This window comes from Pseudochrobactrum sp. sp1633, assembly GCF_030376605.1.
Lineage (GTDB): Bacteria > Pseudomonadota > Alphaproteobacteria > Rhizobiales > Rhizobiaceae > Pseudochrobactrum.
On record NZ_JARRAE010000002.1, the window covers coordinates 160,134 to 183,103 of the forward strand.

General features: G+C 51.8%; 20 protein-coding genes and 1 tRNA gene. 17 read left to right on the forward strand and 4 right to left on the reverse strand.

All coding sequences use genetic code 11. From position 1 onward, the window contains the following. The first annotated feature begins 121 nt into the window (after positions 1-121). The 8 genes from cysG to P8H26_RS02925 all read left to right on the forward strand — a co-directional run bounded on the left by cysG (position 122) and on the right by P8H26_RS02925 (position 6,225). Positions 122-1,609: a siroheme synthase CysG gene (gene cysG, locus P8H26_RS02890; RefSeq protein WP_289631544.1), complete on the forward strand. Its 1,488-nt coding sequence runs from the start codon at positions 122-124 to the stop codon at positions 1,607-1,609. Next, complete coding sequence (locus tag P8H26_RS02895) at positions 1,606-1,905, forward strand: DUF2849 domain-containing protein (RefSeq protein WP_289631346.1); 300 nt, start codon at positions 1,606-1,608, stop codon at positions 1,903-1,905. The genes cysG and P8H26_RS02895 overlap by 4 nt, the downstream gene beginning before the upstream one ends. A 47-nt stretch (positions 1,906-1,952) precedes the next feature. Further along, positions 1,953-3,623 (forward strand): nitrite/sulfite reductase, encoded by a 1,671-nt coding sequence (locus tag P8H26_RS02900; protein WP_289631347.1) that lies wholly within the window; start codon positions 1,953-1,955, stop codon positions 3,621-3,623. After that, positions 3,613-4,362: a phosphoadenylyl-sulfate reductase gene (locus P8H26_RS02905; protein WP_289631348.1), complete on the forward strand. Its 750-nt coding sequence runs from the start codon at positions 3,613-3,615 to the stop codon at positions 4,360-4,362. The genes P8H26_RS02900 and P8H26_RS02905 overlap by 11 nt, the downstream gene beginning before the upstream one ends. After that, entirely contained in the window at positions 4,359-4,898 is a 540-nt protein-coding gene (locus tag P8H26_RS02910; protein WP_289631349.1) for a DUF934 domain-containing protein, read from the forward strand. The genes P8H26_RS02905 and P8H26_RS02910 overlap by 4 nt, the downstream gene beginning before the upstream one ends. 150 nt (positions 4,899-5,048) lie before the next feature. Beyond that, entirely contained in the window at positions 5,049-5,396 is a 348-nt protein-coding gene (locus tag P8H26_RS02915) for a 2Fe-2S iron-sulfur cluster-binding protein (protein ID WP_289631350.1), read from the forward strand. Between the two features lie 101 nt (positions 5,397-5,497). Next, positions 5,498-5,791 (forward strand): Dabb family protein, encoded by a 294-nt coding sequence (locus P8H26_RS02920; RefSeq protein ID WP_289631351.1) that lies wholly within the window; start codon positions 5,498-5,500, stop codon positions 5,789-5,791. A 188-nt stretch (positions 5,792-5,979) separates the two neighbouring features. Continuing rightward, a complete protein-coding gene (locus P8H26_RS02925) occupies positions 5,980-6,225 on the forward strand; it encodes a hypothetical protein (protein WP_289631352.1) in 246 nt (81 codons plus the stop codon). 75 nt (positions 6,226-6,300) lie between these two features. On the opposite strand, the gene P8H26_RS02930 is transcribed toward P8H26_RS02925, so the two are convergent. Further along, positions 6,301-6,786 carry a BA14K family protein gene (locus P8H26_RS02930; protein WP_289631354.1) on the reverse strand — a complete coding sequence of 162 codons (486 nt, stop codon included), beginning with the start codon at positions 6,784-6,786 and terminating at the stop codon, positions 6,301-6,303. Positions 6,787-7,058: 272 nt separating this feature from the next. Between P8H26_RS02930 and metH the strand changes: the two genes are divergently transcribed. The 4 genes from metH to P8H26_RS02950 all read left to right on the forward strand — a co-directional run bounded on the left by metH (position 7,059) and on the right by P8H26_RS02950 (position 12,030). Further along, positions 7,059-10,811 carry a methionine synthase gene (gene metH / locus P8H26_RS02935; RefSeq protein ID WP_289631355.1) on the forward strand — a complete coding sequence of 1,251 codons (3,753 nt, stop codon included), beginning with the start codon at positions 7,059-7,061 and terminating at the stop codon, positions 10,809-10,811. A 188-nt stretch (positions 10,812-10,999) separates the two neighbouring features. Next, on the forward strand, positions 11,000-11,242 hold the full coding sequence (locus P8H26_RS02940) for a hypothetical protein (RefSeq protein ID WP_289631357.1): 243 nt from the start codon (positions 11,000-11,002) through the stop codon (positions 11,240-11,242). A 49-nt stretch (positions 11,243-11,291) separates the two neighbouring features. Continuing rightward, entirely contained in the window at positions 11,292-11,549 is a 258-nt protein-coding gene (locus P8H26_RS02945; protein WP_289631358.1) for a hypothetical protein, read from the forward strand. A gap of 262 nt (positions 11,550-11,811) precedes the next feature. Next, positions 11,812-12,030, forward strand: coding sequence for a hypothetical protein (locus P8H26_RS02950; RefSeq protein WP_289631359.1), 219 nt, complete (start codon positions 11,812-11,814; stop codon positions 12,028-12,030). Positions 12,031-12,124: 94 nt separating this feature from the next. On the opposite strand, the gene P8H26_RS02955 is transcribed toward P8H26_RS02950, so the two are convergent. Beyond that, positions 12,125-13,252, reverse strand: a complete 1,128-nt coding sequence (locus P8H26_RS02955) for an NAD(P)/FAD-dependent oxidoreductase (protein ID WP_289631360.1) — start codon at positions 13,250-13,252, stop codon at positions 12,125-12,127. A gap of 275 nt (positions 13,253-13,527) precedes the next feature. Between P8H26_RS02955 and cysD the strand changes: the two genes are divergently transcribed. The 3 genes from cysD (at position 13,528) to cysQ (ending at position 17,389) form a co-directional block, all read left to right on the forward strand. Continuing rightward, positions 13,528-14,508 carry a sulfate adenylyltransferase subunit CysD gene (cysD, locus tag P8H26_RS02960; protein ID WP_289631361.1) on the forward strand — a complete coding sequence of 327 codons (981 nt, stop codon included), beginning with the start codon at positions 13,528-13,530 and terminating at the stop codon, positions 14,506-14,508. Further along, entirely contained in the window at positions 14,508-16,496 is a 1,989-nt protein-coding gene (gene cysN / locus P8H26_RS02965) for a sulfate adenylyltransferase subunit CysN (RefSeq protein WP_289631362.1), read from the forward strand. Before cysD ends, cysN begins: the two co-directional genes overlap by 1 nt. Before the next feature lie 74 nt (positions 16,497-16,570). Continuing rightward, a complete protein-coding gene (gene cysQ / locus P8H26_RS02970; RefSeq protein WP_289631363.1) occupies positions 16,571-17,389 on the forward strand; it encodes a 3'(2'),5'-bisphosphate nucleotidase CysQ in 819 nt (272 codons plus the stop codon). Between the two features lie 223 nt (positions 17,390-17,612). Here cysQ and P8H26_RS02975 read toward each other — a convergent pair whose 3' ends face one another. Both P8H26_RS02975 and P8H26_RS02980 read right to left on the reverse strand, forming a co-directional pair. Next, positions 17,613-18,191 carry a hypothetical protein gene (locus tag P8H26_RS02975; protein ID WP_289631364.1) on the reverse strand — a complete coding sequence of 193 codons (579 nt, stop codon included), beginning with the start codon at positions 18,189-18,191 and terminating at the stop codon, positions 17,613-17,615. A 286-nt stretch (positions 18,192-18,477) separates the two neighbouring features. Then, positions 18,478-18,554 (reverse strand) — tRNA-Pro (locus P8H26_RS02980). 411 nt (positions 18,555-18,965) lie between these two features. Between P8H26_RS02980 and P8H26_RS02985 the strand changes: the two genes are divergently transcribed. Both P8H26_RS02985 and P8H26_RS02990 read left to right on the forward strand, forming a co-directional pair. After that, on the forward strand, positions 18,966-20,501 hold the full coding sequence (locus tag P8H26_RS02985; RefSeq protein ID WP_289631365.1) for a phosphomannomutase/phosphoglucomutase: 1,536 nt from the start codon (positions 18,966-18,968) through the stop codon (positions 20,499-20,501). Between the two features lie 38 nt (positions 20,502-20,539). Then, complete coding sequence (locus P8H26_RS02990) at positions 20,540-22,921, forward strand: AGE family epimerase/isomerase (RefSeq protein ID WP_289631366.1); 2,382 nt, start codon at positions 20,540-20,542, stop codon at positions 22,919-22,921. Positions 22,922-22,970 lie beyond the last annotated feature (49 nt).

Below are 22,970 nucleotides of genomic sequence, written 5' to 3' on the forward strand. Positions count from 1 at the left end.
GAAAATTGCAAAACTCGCAAAAGCGATGCGGATGGCTGGCTTCATCCCGCAAGCCTGTTTCTTATAAGCCTTCGCACAATGAGGGATACTCAGCACAGTTCTAATTCCTTTGTAAAAGGTGCTGATTGTGCGTGCTCATCCTGCCAGATTAACTGCTTTTCCGGCCTTCTTCCGCGTTGACGGCGCGGTGGTGCTGATTGTTGGCGGCGGCGAGGAAGCGCTGAACAAGGCACGTCTGGTGGCGGAAACAACAGCACAAATCCGTATTGTTGCACCGGAGGGTGAGCAACCGGATGCCGGACTGGTACAATTTGTACTGGATGGCGGTTACAGCCTGCGCACCGGTACCTTGCAGGATTATGATTTTACCAATGTAAAACTGGCTTTTGTGGCAACCGGTGATGCCGTGCGCGATGGGCAAATTGCAGCGCAGATACGGGCGCGGCACATTCCGGTTAATGTGGTGGACAGGCCGCACCTGTGTGACTTTTTCACGCCTGCGCTGGTGGCACATGCACCGGTTGCGGTGGCAATCGGTACTGAAGGTGCAGGGCCGGTACTGGCGCAGAAGCTGCGTCGTGAGATCGGTGCAGCGCTTTCTCCGCAGATAGGCGCCTTGGCGCAATTGGCCGCTGACTATCGTGAAAAAGTGGAGCATACCCTTCCTCAAGGTGCAGCCCGCCGCCAGTTCTGGAACGAATTTTTTAACGGTGCGGTCATGCGTGCTGTTGAGCGCGGCGATCTGAAAGCTGCGCGTGATAGTGCGGATGCAGCTTTAAGCGAAGCGGGTATTCCGTCCGGTTATGTCTGGCTGGTCGGAGCAGGCCCCGGTGCTGAAGACCTTCTGACATTGCGTGCGCAACGCGTTTTAATGCAGGCTGATGTTATCCTTTATGATGCGCTGGTGCCGGAAGGCGTGGTGGCAATGGGCAGGCGCGATGCTGTGCGCATTCCGGTAGGTAAGCGCAAGGGCTGCCATTCCAAAAGCCAGAGCGAGATTAATCATCTGCTGGTCGAGTTGGGTATGCAAGGCAAACGCGTAGTGCGGCTGAAGTCCGGCGACCCTTTGATTTTTGGCCGCGCCGGTGAGGAAATGGCCGCTTTGCGCGCTGCCGGTATCGCATTTGAAGTGGTGCCGGGGATTACCTCTGCTTTTGCTGCGGCTGCCGATATGAACCTGCCGCTCACATTGCGCGGCGTTGCATCCTCCCTGATTTTCACGACCGGTCACGATATGGCGGGCGATGAGCTGCCGGACTGGGCGCGGCTTGCTCTCAGCGGCGCAACGATTGCTGTTTATATGGGGGCGAGTGTTGCCGCATCGGTAGCAGGCAGGCTGATGAATGCCGGTCTGCATGAGGACACAGCCGTGGCGGTGGTGGAAAATGCCGGACGTGATGACCGCACCATGCTGCACGGTCTTTTGAAAGATCTGGCACATCTGGAAAATCATAAAGAACTGAGCGGGCCGGTGATGGTGATTATCGGCGATGCGGTTGCAGGCGCTTCACTTGAGCATGCCCGCCCGCTGGCGCAGCAACAGCAGCAAGTTTCTGATGCGCCGAGCTTACGCGTAACCCGCTCTAAAACACAGGAGAAAGCATTATGACAGTCAAGGTTCTGAGTGCCAATCGTTTGAGCGACGGCATGTCGGTGTGGCTCGCCGCTGACGGTCATTGGGCAAACTCCATTCGCGGGGCATTACTTGCGCGTCACCCTGAGGCGGTGGCGGCGCTGGAAGCCGCCGGTCAGCAGGCAAGCCGTTCCGATGAGGTGGTGGATATCAATCTGATTGATGTGGAGGAGCACGGCGATCAGTTGTTCCCAGTGCGCTTGCGCGAGCGTATCCGCTTGTCCGGCCCCACAATCACACCCGTTGTGCGACTGCATTCTGTCGCCGGCTGAGATTTATACAATACGCCTATTGGGGCGACTGTCGGGAGGCCTTTTTTATGTACCGGTATGATGAGTTTGACCGCGAATTTGTGTTTGCCCGTGTGGAGCAATTTCGTGATCAGGTGGCAAGACGTTTAAGCGGTGAGCTGAGCGAGGATCATTTTAAACCGCTGCGGCTGATGAACGGCGTTTATCTGCAACTCCATGCCTATATGCTGCGCATTGCGATTCCTTACGGCACTCTGTCCTCTCTCCAGATGCGTAAGCTGGCGCATATCGCCCGCGTCTATGATCGTGGCTACGGCCATTTCACCACACGGCAGAATTTGCAATTTAACTGGCCGAAACTCACGGATATTCCGGCTATTCTGGAAGAGCTGGCTGAAGTGGAAATGCATGCTATCCAAACATCGGGTAACTGCATTCGCAATGTGACAGCCGATCATTTTGCCGGTGCTGCCCGCGAGGAAGTCGCCGATCCGCGTCCCTATGCGGAAATTTTGCGCCAATGGTCGTCATTGCATCCGGAATTCTCCTATCTGCCGCGTAAGTTCAAAATTGCGGTGACGGGCGCAGAGGCGGATCGTGCGGCCATTCAGGTGCATGATATTGGCTTGCATCTGAAGGAAAATGCACAGGGACAGCGCGGCTTTGCAGTCTATATCGGTGGCGGGCAGGGGCGCACCCCGATGATCGCCAAAAAGGTGCGGGATTTTCTGCCTGAAGCCGATTTACTGACCTATATCACTGCCATTGTGCGGGTCTATAATCTCCACGGGCGGCGCGATAATAAATACAAGGCGCGCATCAAAATTCTGGTTCACGAAACCGGTCTTGAGGATTTGCAGGCACAGATTGAAAGTGAATGGCAGGCGATTAAAGACAGTGATCTGAAACTGCCTGAGGCTGATATCGCGGCCATCAATACCTATTTTGCTGCGCCCCAATTGCATGAACGGGCAGACGGGTATGGCGCGCTGGCACTGGCACGCAAAACCGACGGCGCTTTCGCTTCTTGGGTTTCCCGCAATGTGACTGCGCATAAACATCCGGATTACGGCGTGGTGACAATCTCACTCAAAGCCATCGGGGAAATTCCGGGCGATGCATCTGCCGATCAAATGGATATTGTGGCAGATCTGGCTGAGCAGTATTCGCAGGCCGAAATCCGTGTCAGCCACGAGCAAAATCTGGTGCTGCCGCATGTGGCGCTCACGGATCTGCCTGTGCTTTATGCGCAGTTACAGCAGGCCGGTCTGGCAACTGCCAATGCAGGGCTGATTACCGATATTATTGCCTGCCCGGGTCTGGATTATTGCGCACTTGCCAATGCCCGCTCCATCCCTGTGGCGCAGCGTATTTCCGAGCGTTTTGGCTCGCAGGCGCGGCAGGAGGAAATCGGTGATCTGAAGATCAAAATTTCCGGTTGCATCAATGCCTGTGGTCATCACCATGTCGGCCATATCGGTATTCTCGGCGTAGAGAAAAAGGGCGAGGAGCTGTACCAGATCACGCTCGGCGGTTCCGGTGATGAGCAGACCTCTATCGGCGATATTACCGGTCGTGGTTTTTCTTCTGAAGACGTGGTGGATGCCATTGAAACAGTGGTGAACACCTATCTGGGTTTGCGTAGCGCGCCGCAGGAAAGCTTTCTGGAGACTTACCGGCGATTGGGCGCGCAGCCGTTTAAAGCTGCACTTTACGGTGAGGCTGCTCATGCTGCCTGAAATCCCTGAACCGGCACATCTTAAAGCGCAACGCCTGAATGAGTTTTACGGTGAGGCGGATGCCGCCCGTATTATCGCGGTGAGCCTTCAGGAGTTTGGCACGGGGCTTGCTGCGGTTTCATCTTTCGGGGCGGATTCTGCAATCTTGTTGCATCTGATTGCCCAAGTGCAGCCATCGCTGCCGGTGTTGTTTTTGCAAACCAATAAGCATTTTACGGCGACATTGCGCTATCAGGCGCAATTGGTGCAGGAGCTGGGGCTGACAGATGTCCGCGATCTTTTGCCGGATGTGAGCGCCTTGAAAACCCATGATCCGCTGGGCGCTTTATGTCTGACGGATAAAGACCGGTGCTGTGATTTGCGTAAAACCCAGCCGTTGGCGCTTGGTGTCGCACCTTTTCAGGCGTGGTTTACGGGGCGCAAGCAGTCTCAGGCAGCAACGCGCAATAGCTTACCGGCTTTTGAAGCGGTGGGGCAGCATATCCGCATCAATCCTCTGAAAGACTGGGGCACGGAGCAACTGGAAGCTTACCGTGAAGCGCATCATCTGCCGCCGCATCCGCTGGTGGAACAGGGTTATCGTTCCATTGGTTGCATGCCTTGCACCCGTGCCGTGAGCGATGGTGAAGATCAGAGGGCAGGGCGCTGGGCGGGTTCGGTGAAAACCGAATGCGGTATTCATCTGAACGGTCTGGAACAGCATTTACAGCATAACGGAATCAAGGGAGCAGGGGCATGACAGAGATAAAACTTCCGGTGCTCTGGTCGCGATCCGGTCTGAACGATGATGCTTTTGTGGATGTTGAGGCAATTGAAGAAATCACAAAGCATGATGCGGTGATTGTACCGCTGAAACTGTGGCCGGAGATGAATACCGAGCGGCTGCGTACCAGCAATATCCGCATTGGTGTGCGGGTTGAGGCCGGAGAGCCGCTTGATGTGCTGCTTGTTGATCTTGACCATATTGATCTGCTGGTGCTGGATTTTCCGGCTTTCAATGACGGGCGTTCTTTTTCCAAAGCTGCGCGCTTGCGTTCCCATTACGGTTTTGGTGGTGAAATCAGGGCTGCGGGTATTGTGCGCATTGATCAGGTTACGGCCATGTTACGTGCCGGTTTTGACAGTTTGCAGATCAGTGACAGCCTGACCCTGAAGCGCCTTCAGGATGGTGAGCTGTATGATACAGGGGTTTATTACCAGCCTGCTGCCGGTGGTGTCGCAGCTCCTGAGCAGGCAAATGAACGCTTTACCTGGCGCCGTCGCCAGACCGTGTGATGTCTGTTGTTCGTTTCAGCCAAAGTTCTGGCAGATGTTGTCAATTCGTCGCTCTAAGGTAGCAAAACAGGAAAAATGCTTGTTTTGTGTGCCGAAAACATTATCTACGGTAATGATCCCCCTGTCCTCCGTTGTTCAAAAGGCATCGTTTTGAGTTCTGATACGCTTCTCATTCATGTGACTGATCAAAAAGGTGTGCGCCATACGCTTGAAGCCCTTGAAGGGTTTCGTGTGATGGAAGTCATCCGCGACTGGGGACTGAATATTAAAGCGGAATGCGGCGGTGCCTGCGCCTGCGGAACCTGCCATGTCTATGTAACGCCTGAATGGGCGGGCAAGCTCTATGAGCCGCAGGACGAAGAGCTGGATCAGCTCGATCAGACCTTCCATATTGAAGATAATTCGCGTCTTTCCTGCCAGATCATCATGACTGAAGAGCTGAACGGCCTTGAAATCAGGCTTGCTCCGGGCACTGAAGCTGACCTTGAAGCGGCTTAAGCTTTAAGTGATCCTGTTCACCTTGATTTGAAGATGACTTTTTCGGTTGGCGTGTGATAGATAGCCATTCTTCATGCAAACCGACTGGTTAGGAAAAGATCGTGATACGGCATATTGTGTTTTTCAGCGTCAAAGAAGATCAGGACGTAGAGGATGTATGCCGCCGTCTGCGCGCATTAGCGACGATTCCGCATTCCGAAGTTTTTGAAGTTGTTGTTAACAGTAAGGTTGATCCGATGTGCGACCGGATTGATCTGGTCGTCTATGGTGAGTTTCGCGATGAGGCGGCTTTGGCGGCTTTTAAAGCGCATCCGACCTATGATGCAACAACGCAGGCTGTGCGCCCTTTGCGTGAATTGCGCTATTCGGCTGATTTCACATCCACTGTTTCCTGAATATAATCCCCTGAAAAGCGGTGATATTGCTGTTTTCAGAATGATCAGCGATTGAAGATTACGCAAAATAATGATTGTCTGATTTTGGGAAAATGACAAGTCAGGCATAGTGTGGCCGTGATTTCACCGCAGCTTGTGTTAAAGCTGCTGAAAGACCGGAGCAGCCGGTTCGTATATAGGAAATGCATATGGACGATTATGAAAAATATGCCATGGGCATGATGATTGTTTTCGGTGCCGTGATTATCAGTGCGCTGATGACTGTCAATCTGGTGGTTTATGACAAGGCCGGATTTTTGTTTGCTCTGGGCGCTGCAATTGTTGCGTGGTTTTCGGCCTTTGCAGTGTTGCTGGATAAGCCGCGTGTTTATGGTGCACTGATTGCTGTTGCAATCGGTCTGGTAGCAGCTTCAATCGGCTCTTATGTAACCTGATCAATCATATCATTCATATTGTAAAACGCCGCCTCAACAGGGCGGCGTTTTTGTTTGTTACAATGCGCTCACAGCTTAAATGTAAGGTGAGTAGCACTGGCGGCGCGGGCCGTAATTCGGCTGGAATGTATTGTCGGACGCGCGGTAAGACCGGTAGCGGTTGTAGCACCAGTTGATATGCGCATTACGACCGGAGCGGTAAACCGGTGCCGGACGATAATAGCGTGGCGGTGCCGGACGGTAGTAGCGGAATTGCGGCTGATAATACGGCCTGTAGTAAGGCCGGTAACGCGGCCGGTCCCAACGGGGGCCGTCCCAGTGACGGGGCCGGTCGTAGCGCCTGTCATAACGGCGATCATAATGCCGTCTTTCGCTATAGTGACGGCGCTCAGGATAATATTGTACATTCTGGCTTAGTCCTTGTCGGGACGACGCCAGATCCTGCAGAACAGCACTATGTGTGATCGCTGAAGGCTGTGCCTGCGCAACTGTGCCGAATGACAAGATACTCATCGTCAGCGCTGTCAGCGCCGCAGTAAAATAAGAAATCAGTTTTTTCATCTCTGTTTCTCCTCAGATCAAGGCGCATATATTGTAATACATAAAGCGTTTTGTGACATGCACGCAGAGCATGTTACTGTTCACGAGATGAACGCTGCATGACTTCTGTCTTTATGGAGCAAAAAAACTGAGGCAATTTTGTGCCGCATGCTGTCACAAATCATAACCATTGTGGTGACTTTGGTGAGCAGTCAGAGTGCAATAGTTTGTTTGACATAAAGATATGTTTATGTCATCAACTCAATAAAATTGAGTAACAGGCAGGAAATAAAATGAGCACTTCACTGGATGATCTGTTTGGGCCCGTCGCTGTAAAGCCGGATGGTTCGGAAGTGCTTGCCGCTCTGCAAAAAGCCGCACGGGAACGAATTCTGATTCTTGATGGTGCTATGGGCACGCAGATTCAGGGGCTTGGCTTTCACGAAGAGCATTTTCGTGGTGAGCGCTTCGCCGGTTGCGAATGCCATTTGCAGGGTAATAATGACCTTCTGACCCTGACCCAGCCGCAGGCAATTGAAGAAATTCACTATGCCTATGCGATGGCCGGCGCGGATATTCTCGAAACCAATACTTTCTCTTCCACTTCCATTGCGCAGGCCGATTACAGCATGGAAGAGGCGGTTTATGATCTGAACCGTGATGGTGCACGCCTTGCCCGCCGCGCTGCTTTGCGTGCGCAGCAAAAAGATGGCCGCCGCCGTTTTGTCGCTGGCGCCTTGGGGCCGACAAACCGCACCGCATCGCTGTCGCCGGATGTGAATAATCCGGGTTTCCGCGCCGTGAGTTTTGATGATCTGCGCATCGCCTATGCCGAGCAGATTAATGGTCTGATCGATGGCGGTTCGGATATCATTCTGATCGAAACTATCTTTGATACACTCAATGCCAAAGCTGCTGTCTTTGCCTGCGAGCAGGTTTTTGCGGAAAAAGGCATCCGCTTGCCGCTGATGATTTCCGGTACCATTACCGATCTTTCCGGCCGCACATTGTCCGGTCAGACGCCGACAGCTTTCTGGTATTCGCTGCGTCATGCACGACCTTTCACCATCGGTCTGAACTGTGCGCTGGGTGCCAATGCGATGCGCGCGCACTTGGCAGAGCTTTCAGGTGTCGCTGATACTTTTGTCTGCGCCTATCCGAATGCTGGTCTGCCGAATGAGTTCGGTCGTTATGATGAGACGCCGGAAGTGATGGCGGTGCAGATGGAAGATTTTGCGCGCGAAGGTCTGGTCAATGTGGTGGGCGGCTGTTGCGGTTCGACGCCGGAGCATATTACCGCAATTGCTGAAGCCGTGGTCAAATATGAGCCGCGCAAGCCGGTGAAACTGGCTCCATTAATGCGCCTGTCCGGTCTTGAGCCGTTTACACTGACCAAAGATATTCCGTTTGTGAATGTTGGCGAGCGTACTAATGTCACCGGTTCCGCCAAGTTCAAAAAACTGATCACTGCCGGTGATTACACGACGGCGCTGGATGTTGCCCGCGATCAAGTGAATAATGGCGCGCAGATCATCGACATCAATATGGATGAAGGCCTGATCGACAGCCAGAAGGTGATGGTAGACTATCTCAATCTGGTCGCTGCCGAGCCGGATATCGCCCGTGTTCCGGTGATGATTGACTCATCGAAATGGGATGTGATCGAGGCTGGTCTGAAATGCGTCCAGGGCAAGCCGCTGGTCAATTCCATCTCAATGAAAGAGGGCGAAGAAGCCTTCATTCATCACGCCAAGCTGGTGCGTGCCTATGGTGCCGCCGTGGTGGTGATGGCATTTGACGAGGTGGGACAGGCTGATACCAAAGAGCGTAAGGTCGAGATTTGTACCCGCGCCTATAAAATTCTGACCGAACAGGTCGGTTTCCCGCCGGAAGATATTATCTTCGATCCGAACGTGTTCGCTGTGGCGACAGGGATCGAAGAACATAATAATTACGGCAATGATTTCATCGATGCGACGAAAGAAATCATAGAAACCCTGCCGCATGTGCACATTTCAGGCGGTGTTTCCAATCTGTCTTTCTCGTTCCGCGGTAATGAGCCGGTGCGCGAGGCCATGCATGCGGTGTTCCTTTATCATGCCATTCAGGTTGGTATGGATATGGGGATCGTTAATGCGGGACAGTTGGCGGTTTATGAATCGATTGATCCGGAATTGCGTGAGGCCTGTGAAGATGTGGTGCTGAACCGCCGCGACGATGCAACCGAGCGCTTGCTGGAAATTGCCGAGCGTTATCGCGGGACTGCCGGTAAAGAAGCCAAAGAGAAAGATTTAAGCTGGCGCGAATGGAGCGTTGAGAAGCGTATTGAGCATGCGCTGGTCAATGGTATTACCGAATATATCGAAGCTGATACGGAAGAAGCACGCCAAAGCGCCGAGCGTCCGCTGCATGTGATTGAAGGCCCGCTGATGGCCGGTATGAATGTGGTCGGTGATCTGTTCGGCTCGGGTAAAATGTTTCTGCCGCAGGTGGTGAAATCCGCCCGCGTTATGAAGCAGGCCGTAGCGGTTTTGCTTCCCTACATGGAAGAGGAAAAGGCACAGAACGGCGGGGAAGGTCGCCAGAGTGCCGGTAAAATTCTCATGGCCACCGTGAAAGGCGACGTGCATGATATCGGCAAGAATATTGTCGGTGTTGTACTAGCCTGTAACAATTATGAAATCATCGATCTCGGTGTGATGGTGCCTGCGGCAAAGATTTTGCAGGTGGCAAAAGATGAGAAGGTGGACATTATCGGTCTGTCCGGTCTTATCACGCCGTCGCTGGATGAAATGGTGCATGTGGCTGCAGAGATGGAGCGCGAAGGTTTTGATCTGCCGTTGCTGATTGGTGGCGCAACCACCAGCCGGGTGCATACGGCGGTGAAAATTCATCCGAAATATCAGCGCGGCCAGACCGTCTATGTGCTGGATGCCAGCCGTGCTGTCGGTGTTGTGTCGCAACTTTTGTCGCCGGAGCAAAAAAGCGGCTATGTCGACGATATTCGCGCGGAATATGCCAAGGTCACTGCCGCTCATGAGCGTAGTGAGGCGGAGAAGAAGCGCCTGCCGCTGGCACGTGCCCGCGAAAATAGCGAAAAGCTGGATTGGGAAAACTATACCCCGCCTAAACCATCTTTCCTCGGCACCAAGGTCTTTGAAACCTATGATCTGGCAGAGCTGGCGCGTTATATTGACTGGACGCCATTTTTCCAGACATGGGAACTGAAAGGCCGGTTCCCAGCCATTCTCGATGATGAAAAACAAGGTCCTGCCGCGCGTCAGCTTTATGAAGATGCGCAAGCCATGCTGAAAAAGATCATCGACGAGAAGTGGTTTGCACCGCGTGCGGTCATCGGCTTTTGGCCTGCCAATGTGGTGGGGGATGATATTCATCTCTATCAGGATGACAGTCGTCAGGAGCATACGGATACATTCTTCACGCTGCGCCAGCAGCTATCGAAGCGTGATGGCCGCCCGAATGTGGCGCTGTCCGATTTCATGGCACCAAACGACAGCGGTAAAGCGGATTATATTGGCGGTTTCGTCGTCACTGCCGGTATTGAGGAAGTGGCTATTGCCGAGCGTTTTGAACGCGCCAATGATGATTACTCGTCCATTCTCGTCAAAGCGCTGGCAGATCGTTTTGCGGAAGCTTTTGCGGAAGCGATGCATGAGCGGGTGCGTAAAGAATTCTGGGGTTATGCAACAAGTGAGACTTTCACGCCCGATCAGCTGGTGGGTGAGCCTTATGCGGGCATTCGTCCGGCACCAGGCTATCCGGCACAGCCGGATCATACCGAAAAGACCACTCTGTTCCGCCTGCTCAATGCCACGGCAACGACCGGTGTTGAGCTGACAGAAAGCTATGCCATGTGGCCGGGCTCTTCGGTTTCTGGTCTCTATCTCTCGCACCCCAACAGCTATTATTTCGGCGTGGCGAAAGTTGAACGTGATCAGGTGGAAGATTATGCCGCGCGTAAGAACATGCCGGTTGCGGATGTAGAGCGTTGGCTGGGGCCGATCCTGAATTATATACCGGGGTGATTAGTAATATTGATTGAATTAATAAAATTCACATAAAACAATAAATTAAGTTTTATGAATTTTATGTTCATCTTATATTCATTTTATAAGTAGTAAATATTAAATACATTATCGATTGTTTATTCTTTAATGTATTTAATTATGTTTTAGTATTATTTTTTAGTGTTTTTATATTGAAAGGTATTTTTATGAAGCGTTTAATTATTGCTGTTGCTGCCCTTGGAATTGCTGCGCCGGTTGTTGCTCAGGCAGCGCCGGCCGTACAAACCGCACCAATTTCGAGCGGTGCTAAAACTTACAAGGCGTCTTCCCAGAAAACGACTATTAAGAAAAGCGCATCGTCAGCAGTCAAGAAGAACAAGGTTTCTTCAAAAAAGAAAGCGAAACCTAGAACAAAACGTATTGGTGTGAATAAAAACTATAATCGATAATGTAATTAACTAATTTTATTTGAGAATTTTATTATTTAAAGGTGTTTTTATGAAGCGTTTAATTATTACTGTTGCTGCCCTTGGTTTTGTTGCTCCTGCCGTTGCTCAGACTGCAAAACCTGCTCCTGTTTCGCCACAGAGTCAGAAAGTTCAGCCAGCAAAACCACTGGCTCCAAAGGCTGACCAGAAGAAAATTGATGGTAAAGGCACCATTCAGGATAAAACGAAATCAGCAAAACCAGCAGACAACCTGAAACCCGCTCAGAAGGACGGCAGTAAATCTGTCCCGAAACAGCCGGCAAAATAAAATCTGACTATCTCCATTCAGGCTACAAAGCACAAATATCGTCACGGTATTTGTGCTTTTCCTGTCAATGAACTGAGATGAGATAAAACATTAGTTTCGCAATTTGTTGCAGGCTTTTATAAAACTTGTTCATGTGCCGTTCAGCTAAAATAAGCAATAGTTCAGCTGCGCAATCACAAGATTGCACCAGATCCATCGGTATTAATATTGTTGAGTATTTTCAACAGGATGCCGGTGTCTGCAGCTTAAAAGGTCACTCATTATGAAACGTTTTATTCTCGCAATTGCTGCTCTTGGCATGATCGCTCCGGTTGCCGCTCAGGCTGCCCCTGCAACCCATGCTCCCGCTGCGGTTCAGACATATAAGCCTGCTGCTCAGAAAGTTGAAGCCCATAAAACTGTTAAGGGCAAAACCACCGCTATGCACAAGACTTCCAGTCATTCTGTGAAGAAAGTTGCTGCCAAGCAGGTTAAAAAATAATTTGAATTTTTGAGAGAGCCGGATTTCCCAACCGGTCTTCTCAGAGGGTTCACAGAGAAGAGGCACAAATATCATCGCGGTATTTGTGCCTTTCTTATTTTATGAGAGTGCTGACATGAGCGGCAATAGCGAGGCTTGAGGTTAGCCCCGGGCTTTCGATGCCAAACAGATTAATCAGCCCTGTTATGCCGTGGTCGTCACTGCCGGAAATGTGGAAATCTGCTGCCGTTTCCCCTTTGCCGCTCAGTTTCGGGCGGATGCCGCTATAGGTTGCTTGTAAAACATCGTCCGGCAATTCCGGCCAATATTGGCGGATCGCAGCATAGAAACTGTCGCCCCGCTGCGGATCAACGGAATAATCAAGACCTGCCTGCGGGTTGACCTGATGCAGCCATTCGACATCTGGACCAAAGCGCATCTGCCCGTTGAGATCGAGCGTCAGATGCACGCCCAAGCCCCCGTCTACCGGCACCGGATAGATCAGGCGGGAGAAGGGATTTTTGCCCAATGCAGAAAAATAATTCCCCTTCGCAAGGTGCAATGCAGGGATATGCTCCGGTGCCAGCCCGTTGATGGTCGCGGCAATAGCCTGCGCACCAAGGCCCGCGGCATTGATAAAACGCTCGGCTGTCAGAGTGAATTCCTCACCGCTTTCACGGTCGCGGGTGGTGATGGAAAAGCCGCCGTCAATCTGTTCAACGCTCAGAATTTCGGTGTTGAAGGCAATGGCTGCCCCGTGATTTTCCGCATCGCCTTGCAGGCTCAGCATCAGGGCATGACTGTCAATAATGCCGGTGGAAGGGGAGAAAAGGGCTGCAGTGCACTGCACCGCCGGTTCCAGCGCCTGTGCTTGCGCCGCGCTCAATCGTTGCAGATCATGTACGCCGCAAGCTGCTGCCCGTTCAACGATTGTGTCCAGTGCTGTGTGCTGGGCTTCAGAGGTGGCGACGATCAGCTTGCCGCAGCGTTTATGCGGAATGCCCTGCGCCTGCGCATAAAGATAGAGCCGTTCTTTACCTTCAACGCAGAAACGGGCTTTCAGACTGTTCGGCTCATAATAAATACCTGCATGGATGACTTCGGAATTGCGCGACGAGGTTTGTGTACCGATCATATGTTCGGCTTCAAGCACCAGTGTTTCAAAACCGCGCATTGCCATTTCGCGGGCAATTGCCAGACCAACCACGCCGGCACCGGCAATCACGCAAGCTGTCTTTTCCATTATTCCCCCCGTCTGCTCTCCGGCGGGCAGGTTATGCTGAGCGGCAGAGTGAGCGCAAGTCAAAAGCGCAGGAAAACAGCGCACAGATATTATGAGAACAGCATTCCATGCTTAGGCGCCCTCAAGCAATGAAAATGACATTAGCCGCCGAACTTCAAGATATCATCCTTTCTCTCTTGCCTTGGCTTTAGGCATGATGATGGCAATGTTTCCTTTCCGGATCAGCGTTCTTCAAAGCGTGAAAACAAAGAAACGGACAAAATACGGAATATAGCATGAGCCTTGCCCTGCATGTCGCGGATCTTGTGCCGCTTGTCACTGATTATCCGGCCTCGCACGCGCGTGCGCCGCAATTGCAGCCGCTCACCCATCTGCAAAGACTGGAAGCGGAAGCCATTCATATTTTTCGTGAAGTGGCGGCAAATTTTACCAAGCCGGTGATGCTCTATTCGGTGGGTAAAGATTCATCCGTGATGCTGCATCTGGCGCGCAAGGCATTCTATCCGGCACCGCCGCCATTTCCGTTTCTGCATGTGGATACGACATGGAAATTTAAAGAGATGATCGCCTTTCGCGATGCGCAGGCCAAGGCGCACAGGCTTGATCTTCTGGTGCATATTAACAAGCAGGGCGTTGAGGCTGGCATCAGCCCGTTTGTGCATGGTTCGGGCGTGCATACGGATGTGATGAAGACGCAAGCCTTGCGTCAGGCGCTGGATAAATATGGTTTTGACGCTGCCTTTGGCGGTGCACGGCGCGATGAGGAGAAATCCCGTGCCAAGGAACGGGTATTTTCATTCCGCAATGCGACCCATAGCTGGGATCCGAAAAATCAGCGACCTGAAATGTGGAATATCTATAATACGCGGGTGACGACAGGAGAGTCGATCCGCGTGTTTCCTCTGTCCAATTGGACGGAAGCCGATATCTGGCACTATATTTATCAGGAAAATATCCCGATTGTGCCGCTTTATTTTGCAGCGCCGCGTCCGGTGGTCGAGCGCGATAATATGCTCATTCTGGCCGATGATGAGCGGTTGCAGCTGCGTGCCGGTGAAAAGATTGAAACCCGCATGGTGCGGTTCAGGACGCTGGGCTGCTACCCGCTGACTGCCGCGATTGAATCGCAGGCGCAAACATTACCACAAATTCTCGAAGAAATGCTGCTGACGCGCACATCCGAGCGGCAGGGACGGTTGATTGACCGTGATGAGGCCGGTTCTATGGAAAAGAAAAAGCGGGAAGGATATTTCTGATGGCTGATACGATTATTCGTACTGAATTTGCCGCAACCTCTGCCGAGGTGCAGGGCAACGGAGCAGCCATGACCGCTTATCTGGCAGCACAGGAAAACAAATCCCTCCTGCGTTTTCTCACTTGCGGTTCAGTGGATGACGGCAAATCCACCCTGATCGGACGGCTGCTTTATGATGCTAAAACGCTGTTTGAAGATCAGATTTCGCAATTGCATCAGGACAGCCGCAATCACGGTACCGCAGGTGATGATATTGACTTTGCCTTGCTGGTGGATGGCCTTGAGGCCGAGCGCGAACAGGGCATCACCATTGATGTGGCCTACCGGTTTTTCGCCACGCCAAAACGGCGTTTCATCGTGGCCGATACGCCGGGGCATCTGCAATATACACGCAACATGGTGACCGGCGCTTCCACCGCTGATCTCGCCATTGTGTTGGTGGATGCCCGCAAAGGTCTGCTGGAACAAACACGCCGTCACAGTTTTATTGCGTCACTTTTGGGTATTCGTCATATCGTTCTGGCCGTGAACAAGATTGATCTGGCTGGTTATGATGAGGCCGTGTTTAACCGGATTGTGCAGGACTATCAGTCCTTTGCGAAAGGGCTGGGTTTCAGCACCATTCAGGCCATTCCACTTTCGGCACGCTTTGGCGATAATATTCGCACGCCATCGCAGAATATGCGCTGGTATAAAGGCCCTACATTGCTCGACTGGCTGGAAACCATTGCGCCTGAGACCGGTCAGCTTAAACAGGATGCCGAAGCGCCGTTTCGCTTTCCGGTGCAATATGTCAATCGCCCGCATGCGGACTTTCGCGGGTTTGCGGGCACTGTTGCATCGGGGCAGATCAGTGTCGGCGATCCGGTAATTGTTGCGCGCTCCGGTGTGAGTGCCGCAATCCGTTATATTGTGACGGCAGACGGCGAACTGGAGACTGCACGCACCGGACAGGCCGTGACATTGGTTCTGGAGGAAGAGCGCGATATTTCCCGTGGGGATATGCTGGCGCATCCGCAGTCGCGCCCGCAGGTGAGCGACCGGCTGGCGGCTACGCTGGTTTGGTTCTCGGATGATCCGCTGCGTGCCGGCCGGCAATATTGGTTGCGCAGCCAGACGGATCAGGTGAGCGTGACGATCAATGCGCTCAACCACCGGATCGATATTGAAAATACCGAAACCCAGTTTGCGCAGCTACCGGCTGATCAGTTGCAGATGAATGAGATCGGTCAGGCATCGTTGCAGCTTTCCGCACCGCTGGCTTTTGACCCCTACGGGCAAAACCGCGCTACCGGTTCTTTCATTCTGATCGACCGGCTGACCAATGCCACAGTCGCGGCAGGGCTGATTGACCACTCTTTGCGCAAAGCCTCGCATATTCATTTACAGGCAGCAAAAGTGACAGTGGCTGAACGTGCTGCACAAAAGCACCAGAAACCGGCCTTATTGTGGTTCACCGGCCTTTCCGGCTCCGGTAAATCCGCCATTGCAACAATCTTGGAGCAGCGTCTGCATCTTGCCGGAAAACACACATTCATTCTCGATGGTGATAATCTGCGCCATGGTCTGAATAGTGATCTGGGTTTTAGTGTGCAGGATCGCAGCGAGAATATCCGCCGCGTGGCAGAGGCTTCCCGTCTGATGCTGGATGCAGGGCTGATTGTGCTGGTTTCTGTTATTTCACCATTGGCAGGGGATCGTGCTTTGGGGCGTCGCCTTGCTGGCGACAATGATTTTATCGAGATTTTCGTTGATACGCCGATTGAGGTCTGTGAGGCCAGAGATGTGAAAGGGCTTTATGCTAAAGCCCGCGCCGGTGAGATCGAAAACTTCACCGGTCTTGATGCCCCCTATGAACGGCCGAAAACGCCTGAGCTGCATTTGAACGGACAGAGCCATAGCGCCGAGGATCTGGCAGACAAGATAGAGAAGTATCTCAATCAGCGCGGGATCATTCACAGTTTTGTCGATGAGGGCTGGTCGATTTAGCCTTGTCAGAGATCCATGTTCCTTCGACGGGGAAAATGCTATATGTCGCCTGATCGGGTGTGAGGAACAGCAGAATGAGCACTGAAAAGACGTCACTTGCCAATGATGCATTGATGGCAGTGATGCAACAGGCGGCGCTTGAGGCAGGCTTTGCGATTATGCGGCTTTATGAAGCCGGTTGTGAGATTACGCTTAAATCCGATGCGTCGCCTGTGAGTGAGGCCGATCATGTCGCTGAGGCTATTATTTTAAAGCATCTGCGTGCGTTTCTGCCTGATGTGCCTGTTGTTGCGGAAGAGGAAATGGCGGCAGGGAATGAACCCGCGGATATTGGAGAGCGGTTTTTTCTGGTCGATCCGCTGGATGGCACCAAAGAATTTGTGCTGCGTAACGGGGATTTTACGGTCAATATTGCATTGATTGAAGACGGCGTTCCTGTGAGCGGTGTAGTCTATGCACCGGTCAGCCGCAGGCTCTATTGCGGTTCGCCGTCCGGCGGTTATCAGTATGATGTGCTGCAAAATGCACCCACCCATGAAACTCGTTTAAAAGTGCGAGACTGTGGTGCGCAAAAAACGGCGGTTGCCAGTCGTTCCCATAATACACCGGAAACTGCTGCCTATTTGCAGGAGCAGGCTATCACTTCCTGCGTGTCGGTCGGCTCGTCTTTGAAGTTTTGTCTGCTTGCGGCAGGGCAGGCCGATGTCTATCCGCGTTTTAGCCGCACGATGGAGTGGGATACAGCCGCAGGCGATGCCGTGCTGCGTGCTGCAGGCGGAAAAACCCTGACACTTGATGATAAGCCGCTGACCTATGGCAAACGGAACCAGCTGCCGGAAAGCGACTATGCTAACCCTTCTTTCATTGCTTATGGCGGTGCCGATCCGGTGTGAACCGGCTCAAGTATTAGAGCATTTCCGTTTATCTTGGATCATAGGAAATGCTCTATCTTTTTTGTTTTACGCGTGTCTTATCCAAAAACCGCTTCACACTTTTCGGGGTACGCTCTAGAGCATTTCACAGTCAAGCTGGATCAACTTGACGCCCGTGATAATGCGACCAAATAAAGAATCTAGAGCGAGCGCTATGATCCAATCTGGACGTAAGCCGCTCTAGTTACATACGCCCGCAATTGCGCAGCTGAGCCGCATAACGCTGCGAAATATTGGTGGCTTTTTTGGCTGCGCGCTGCACCATTGCATTGCCGCGCCAGCTACCTTTTGCATAGCCGCCATGACCGGAATAATAAGCCAGATACAGATTATACGGATCGTTCAGAGAGATGCCGTTACTGATATTGCTCTGTTTGTGATACCAGCCGACAAAATGGATCGCATCGCCAAAATTGGTGCGGCTTGCGCCAAAGCGTCCGGTTTCACGCGTATAGCGATCCCATGTGCCGTCCAGTGCCTGCGAATAACCATAGGCTGATGACTGACGCTTCCACGGAATAAAACCGAGCAGTTTGGTGCGCGGCGGACGCGCATAAGGCTGGAAGCTTGATTCTGTATAAATGGTCGCCATCATAATCGGGATTGGCACGCCAAAGTCACGCTCGGCTTTCTTCGCGTCTTTGTGCCAATTGTTCACCCAGCCATCGCGCTGGTCAAAAATCGCACAGGCATTATTGACAGACTTCGGTGCAGAGGCGCAACCGGCCAGAAAAACAACAAAGATAAGAATAAATTTTTTCATGGCAGGGCATCTCTCGGGGGCAACAAATATGTTCCTTACTGCGGTATAAAACAGCCGCAGCAGGTCAAAGTGATAATGTTGAAAATCATAACGTGAAAAATTTTGGCAAAATGTGGTGCAAACGGGTTTTGAGTGGTTATGTTTGCTGGCGTAGTTAATCTACGGTTAATTCTGCCATTGCCATTATTGATGATATAAAAACAAAAGTAACGTGCGATGAAGAATTCATCCACGTTCATAATATTGAATTTTAAAGGAAAATTTAAAAACACCGCTTGAGGTGTAATGGTCGGAGCGAGAGGATTCGAACCTCCGACCCCCTGATCCCAAATCAGGTGCGCTACCAGGCTGCGCTACGCTCCGTTGACCGTGAGGCGGGTTATAGCGTTGCATTTTGCTCCCTGCAAGCGAATTATGCAAAAAAATCAAAACAACTGTTTATTGTTGATTTTTACTATCCCTAAAGTGCTGTCATTTGTGTTTTTGAGGTGTTTTTAGGATGGTGAAAACCCCTGTTTATTCGGCGAATATGCATAATGAAATTGTTTATCAATTTATAAATAAACCAATATAATCAATTATTTAATATCTAATTTTTCAAATTAAAATTTATTGGATTTCACGGTTTTTCATAAAATATTGCTTGGCAAAATTTAATTCTCAGGCCTATGCTCGGATTATTGATGCAAAACAGTTTTAGAGCGATTTTCCACCGGTGCGGATGACATCCGTTCAGGTCATGCATGTTCTTTGATTCTTTTTCGGGGGCAGGTAATGCATTCGAGTGCGATAAATAGAGAGCGATACGCAAATCACTTTGCAGACGAAGTTTCTTCCGACGCTGCGCCGCTCATTCGTCCGGAAGGGTTTCGTGAGTATGATGCCCGCTGGTGGTATGGTTTTGCCGGTTCAGACCGCGCAGCTGAGATTAATCCGGCCGGTGTGCAGGCTGTTGGTTCAGGGCTGGCACATATGTTGCGGCAGCGTGGTGCTGATCCGGCAATCATTGTCGGGCATGATCTGCGCAGCTATTCGTTTGAGGTTAAAACGGCACTTGTTAAAGGACTGATATCCGGTGGTGCGCAGGTTTACGATATCGGCCTTGCGCTGTCGCCAATGGCTTATTACGCGCAATTTGCCTTGAATATTCAGTCTGTTGCGATGGTAACAGCGTCGCATAATGAAAATGGCTGGACCGGTTTAAAAATGGGCTGTGCTCGCCCTTACACCTTCGGGCAGGAGAATATGGCAGAGTTGAAAGCCATTGTGCTTGAGGCTGAGGCGAAGCCGGCTCAGGGCGGAACTTATCACGCTATCGACAATATGGAGAAGCTTTACTCTGCTGCTCTGACCAAGGGGCGCTTTTTAAAACGCCGTCTGAAAGTCGCGGTTGTGTGCGGTAATGGCACGGCAGGACTATTCGCACCGCAGATATTGAGCCGGATCGGCTGTGATGTGGTGGCGGTGGATTGCTCGCCGGACTGGAACTTTCCGCATTATAATCCCGATCCGGAAGCCGCTCCTATGCAAAACGCGATGGTGGAGGCGGTAAAGACCTATGGTGCAGATCTGGCCTTCGGCTTTGACGGGGATGGTGATCGCTGCGGTGTGGTTGATAATGAGGGGAATATCATCTTCGCCGACCGTATCGGCTTGTTGCTGGCGCGGGAGTTTTCCCAAAAACATCGCGGCGCGCATTTCATTGTTGATGTGAAATCCAGCGGTTTGTTTGGCAGTGATCCGGTTTTGCAGGCCAATCAGGCGACGGTTGAATATTGGAAAACCGGCCACTCCTACATCAAGCACCGTATGGGCGTGAGCAATGCATTAGCTGGCTTCGAAAAATCCGGTCATGTGTTTCTGAACCAACCTTTAGGGCTGGGTTATGATGATGGTCTGGCAACGGCAGTCGCAATTTGTGAAATGCTGGCTGCACACCCGCATCAGACATTGGCAGAGCTTCATCGGCAATTACCGGTCAGTTTCGCCACGCCAACACTGAATGTCCATTGTTGTGACAGGAAAAAATACGAAATTGTTGCGCAGATACAGGAGAACCTCGCTGCTTTGGTCAATGCGGGGGGCTCGTTTGCCGGTCAGGCGGTGGCTGATCTTCTCACCATAAACGGGGTGCGGATCACTCTGGCTGACGGTACATGGGGGCTGATAAGGGCCTCATCAAACAAGCCCGAACTGGTTGTAGTGGTTGAGAGTCCGGTGTCGCTTGAAAAACGTAACGCGATGCTGACTGCCTTGGAGAATATCTTGCAGAGTTTCGGGGTAGGAGAACTGACCGGTAATCGGGATTAATACATAATATTGTTAATAGCTTAGCGGGGGCAATGGCTATGGCATTCGATCAGGAAAGTCGCAGATTTAAAGCAATAAACGGCACGAATTTACCTTTGTTGAGCTTCGTGATGAGCGGCGGCAGTGGCTCGCGCTTGTGGCCATTATCAAGGCTCGACAAGCCCAAGCAGTTCCACAGATTGTCGGGTGCGGTTAGTTTGCTGGCAGGCACTCTTAATCGTCTGAATTCGATACAGGCTTTAACCAGCCGCATTTGCGTGATTGGCGTACAAAGTCATTTTGAGCAGATCAAAGATGCAATTTCGGAACATAATGCCCATGCCGGTATTTATGCTGGGGCGGCGTATGAAAATAATGTGCGGATGATCCTTGAGCCTGTGGCGCGCAATACTGCGGCAGTCGCAGCATTGGCAGCTGCCTCTGCCTTGATTGAATATGACGATGCCTTGGTTCTGCTTTGTCCGGCAGATCATGAAATTTCTACCACCGAACAATTCTGGCAAACTGTGGCGCAGGGCATGCCGGCGGCATCGCAGGGGGCAATTGTAACATTCGGACTATTACCGGAGCGGCCTGAAACAGGATACGGCTATATTGAGACAGGGCAGCTCAGCGGGCATGGTTATGAAATCGCGCGCTTTGTTGAAAAGCCCGATCATGACGCGGCGCTGGCTTTTATCCGGCAGAGCAACTTCTTCTGGAATTCCGGCATTTTTCTGTGCCGTGCTTCTGTGCTGCGGGATGCATTTCTTGAACATGCGCTGGAGATTTGGCGCACTGCATATAGCGCCCTGCAAAATTCCAAGCGCGATGACAGTGTTACATCGCTGCCTGAGGCATTCTATTGTGTAGTGCCTTCCGAGTCTTTCGATCGGGCAATTATGGAAAAGGCGGCCAGCCGTGTGTTGATCCCGGCAGCCTTTTGCTGGAGCGATCTGGGGTCATGGCAAGCTTTGCTGCAATTGCAGCAGGATAAAGCCGGTCAGGATATGCACGGCAATGTGGTGGCCGGCGATGTTGTTGCCCATGATTGTCACAACAGTTACTTGCGCAGCGAGAGCAGCCTGCTAGCCATTTCCGGCGTGAAGGATATGGCTGTTATCGCCACTAAGGATGCGACATTTATCGCGCCACTTACACAGAGCCATCATGTGCAGGCAATTGTCGCTCAGTTGACGCGGCAAAACCGCAGAGAATTATACTATGACAAACCGCCGGTGCTTTATGCAGGAAATCGTGAGCGCGTCCATGATTGGCTGTTTGAAAAGGCATTGCCGCACTGGGCAGAAAAAGGCGTTGATCGTCACTATGGAGGTTTCCATGAAAAACTGAGTTTGCAAGGACTGCCGGTTGCAGATTTGCGTCGTACACGGACAATGGCGCGGCAGATTTATGCTTTTGCTAAAAGTCAGGCTGCGGGATGGAACGGAGAGGCTGCAAGCCTGATCGCACATGGTCTGATCTTCATGCAGGCAAAAGGGCGCAGCCGGAGTGGCGGGTGGGTGCAGTCTTTTCATGCTGACGGGCGTGTCGCGGAAAGTCAGGAAAATTTCTATGATCAGACCTGTATGCTGCTGGCACTCGCTTATGCCTATAAAGCCGGACATAATCATGCCTTGCAGCTTGCGCAGGAAACATTCGCTTTTCTGGACACTGTATTGAGGCACGCTGAAGGCGGTTTTTTTGAAACGACGAGTGATCGTAATAATCCGCAAGCCGTGCTGACGAGCAATGCGCATATGCATTATCTGGAGGCTTGTCTGGCATGGCATGAGGTCAGCGGCGACAGTGTATATTTAAATCGCGCCGCAGAGGTGATCGATCTTTGCAGTCGTCATTTCTTCGATGATGAACATTGGTGTCTGGGAGAGTTTTTCACGGCCAACTGGCATCGGCCGTCGGATGAACGGGGCGATCATACCGAGCCCGGCCATGCTTATGAATGGGCGGCATTGCTCTGCGATTACGCCAACCGTACTGGCCACAATGCAGCACGTCGAATGGCAAACCGGCTTTATGCTTGCGCGCTGTCCAGCGGAGCAAACCGTGCAACTGGCCTTGCCTATAATGTTGTTTCCCGTGAGGGCAGGCCGTTGGATACAGCGAGCCGGAGCTGGCAGCAATGTGAAGGTATCAAGGCGGCGATTATGCTCGATGGCTATAATGGCCATGATCTGAAACCGGAGATTGAGGCGCGGATTGCCAATTTGTTTTACCGGCATCTTGATCCGGCAGGTAAAGGCCTATGGATGGATCGTGTTGATGCTGGTGGGCTAGCCTGCTCGGATCATGTGCCAGCATCTATTCTTTATCATCTTGTTGGTGCGTTGACGCTTTATCTACAATTCACGCGAGAAAGCTTGAGAAAAACTGAGCCTTGCCCGCCGGCACGAGCGGAGAGAATGGCTTTGCATGCCTGAAATCAAAGCGATTGCCTGTGGAATTATCTTAAAGCGCGATAAACTTGAT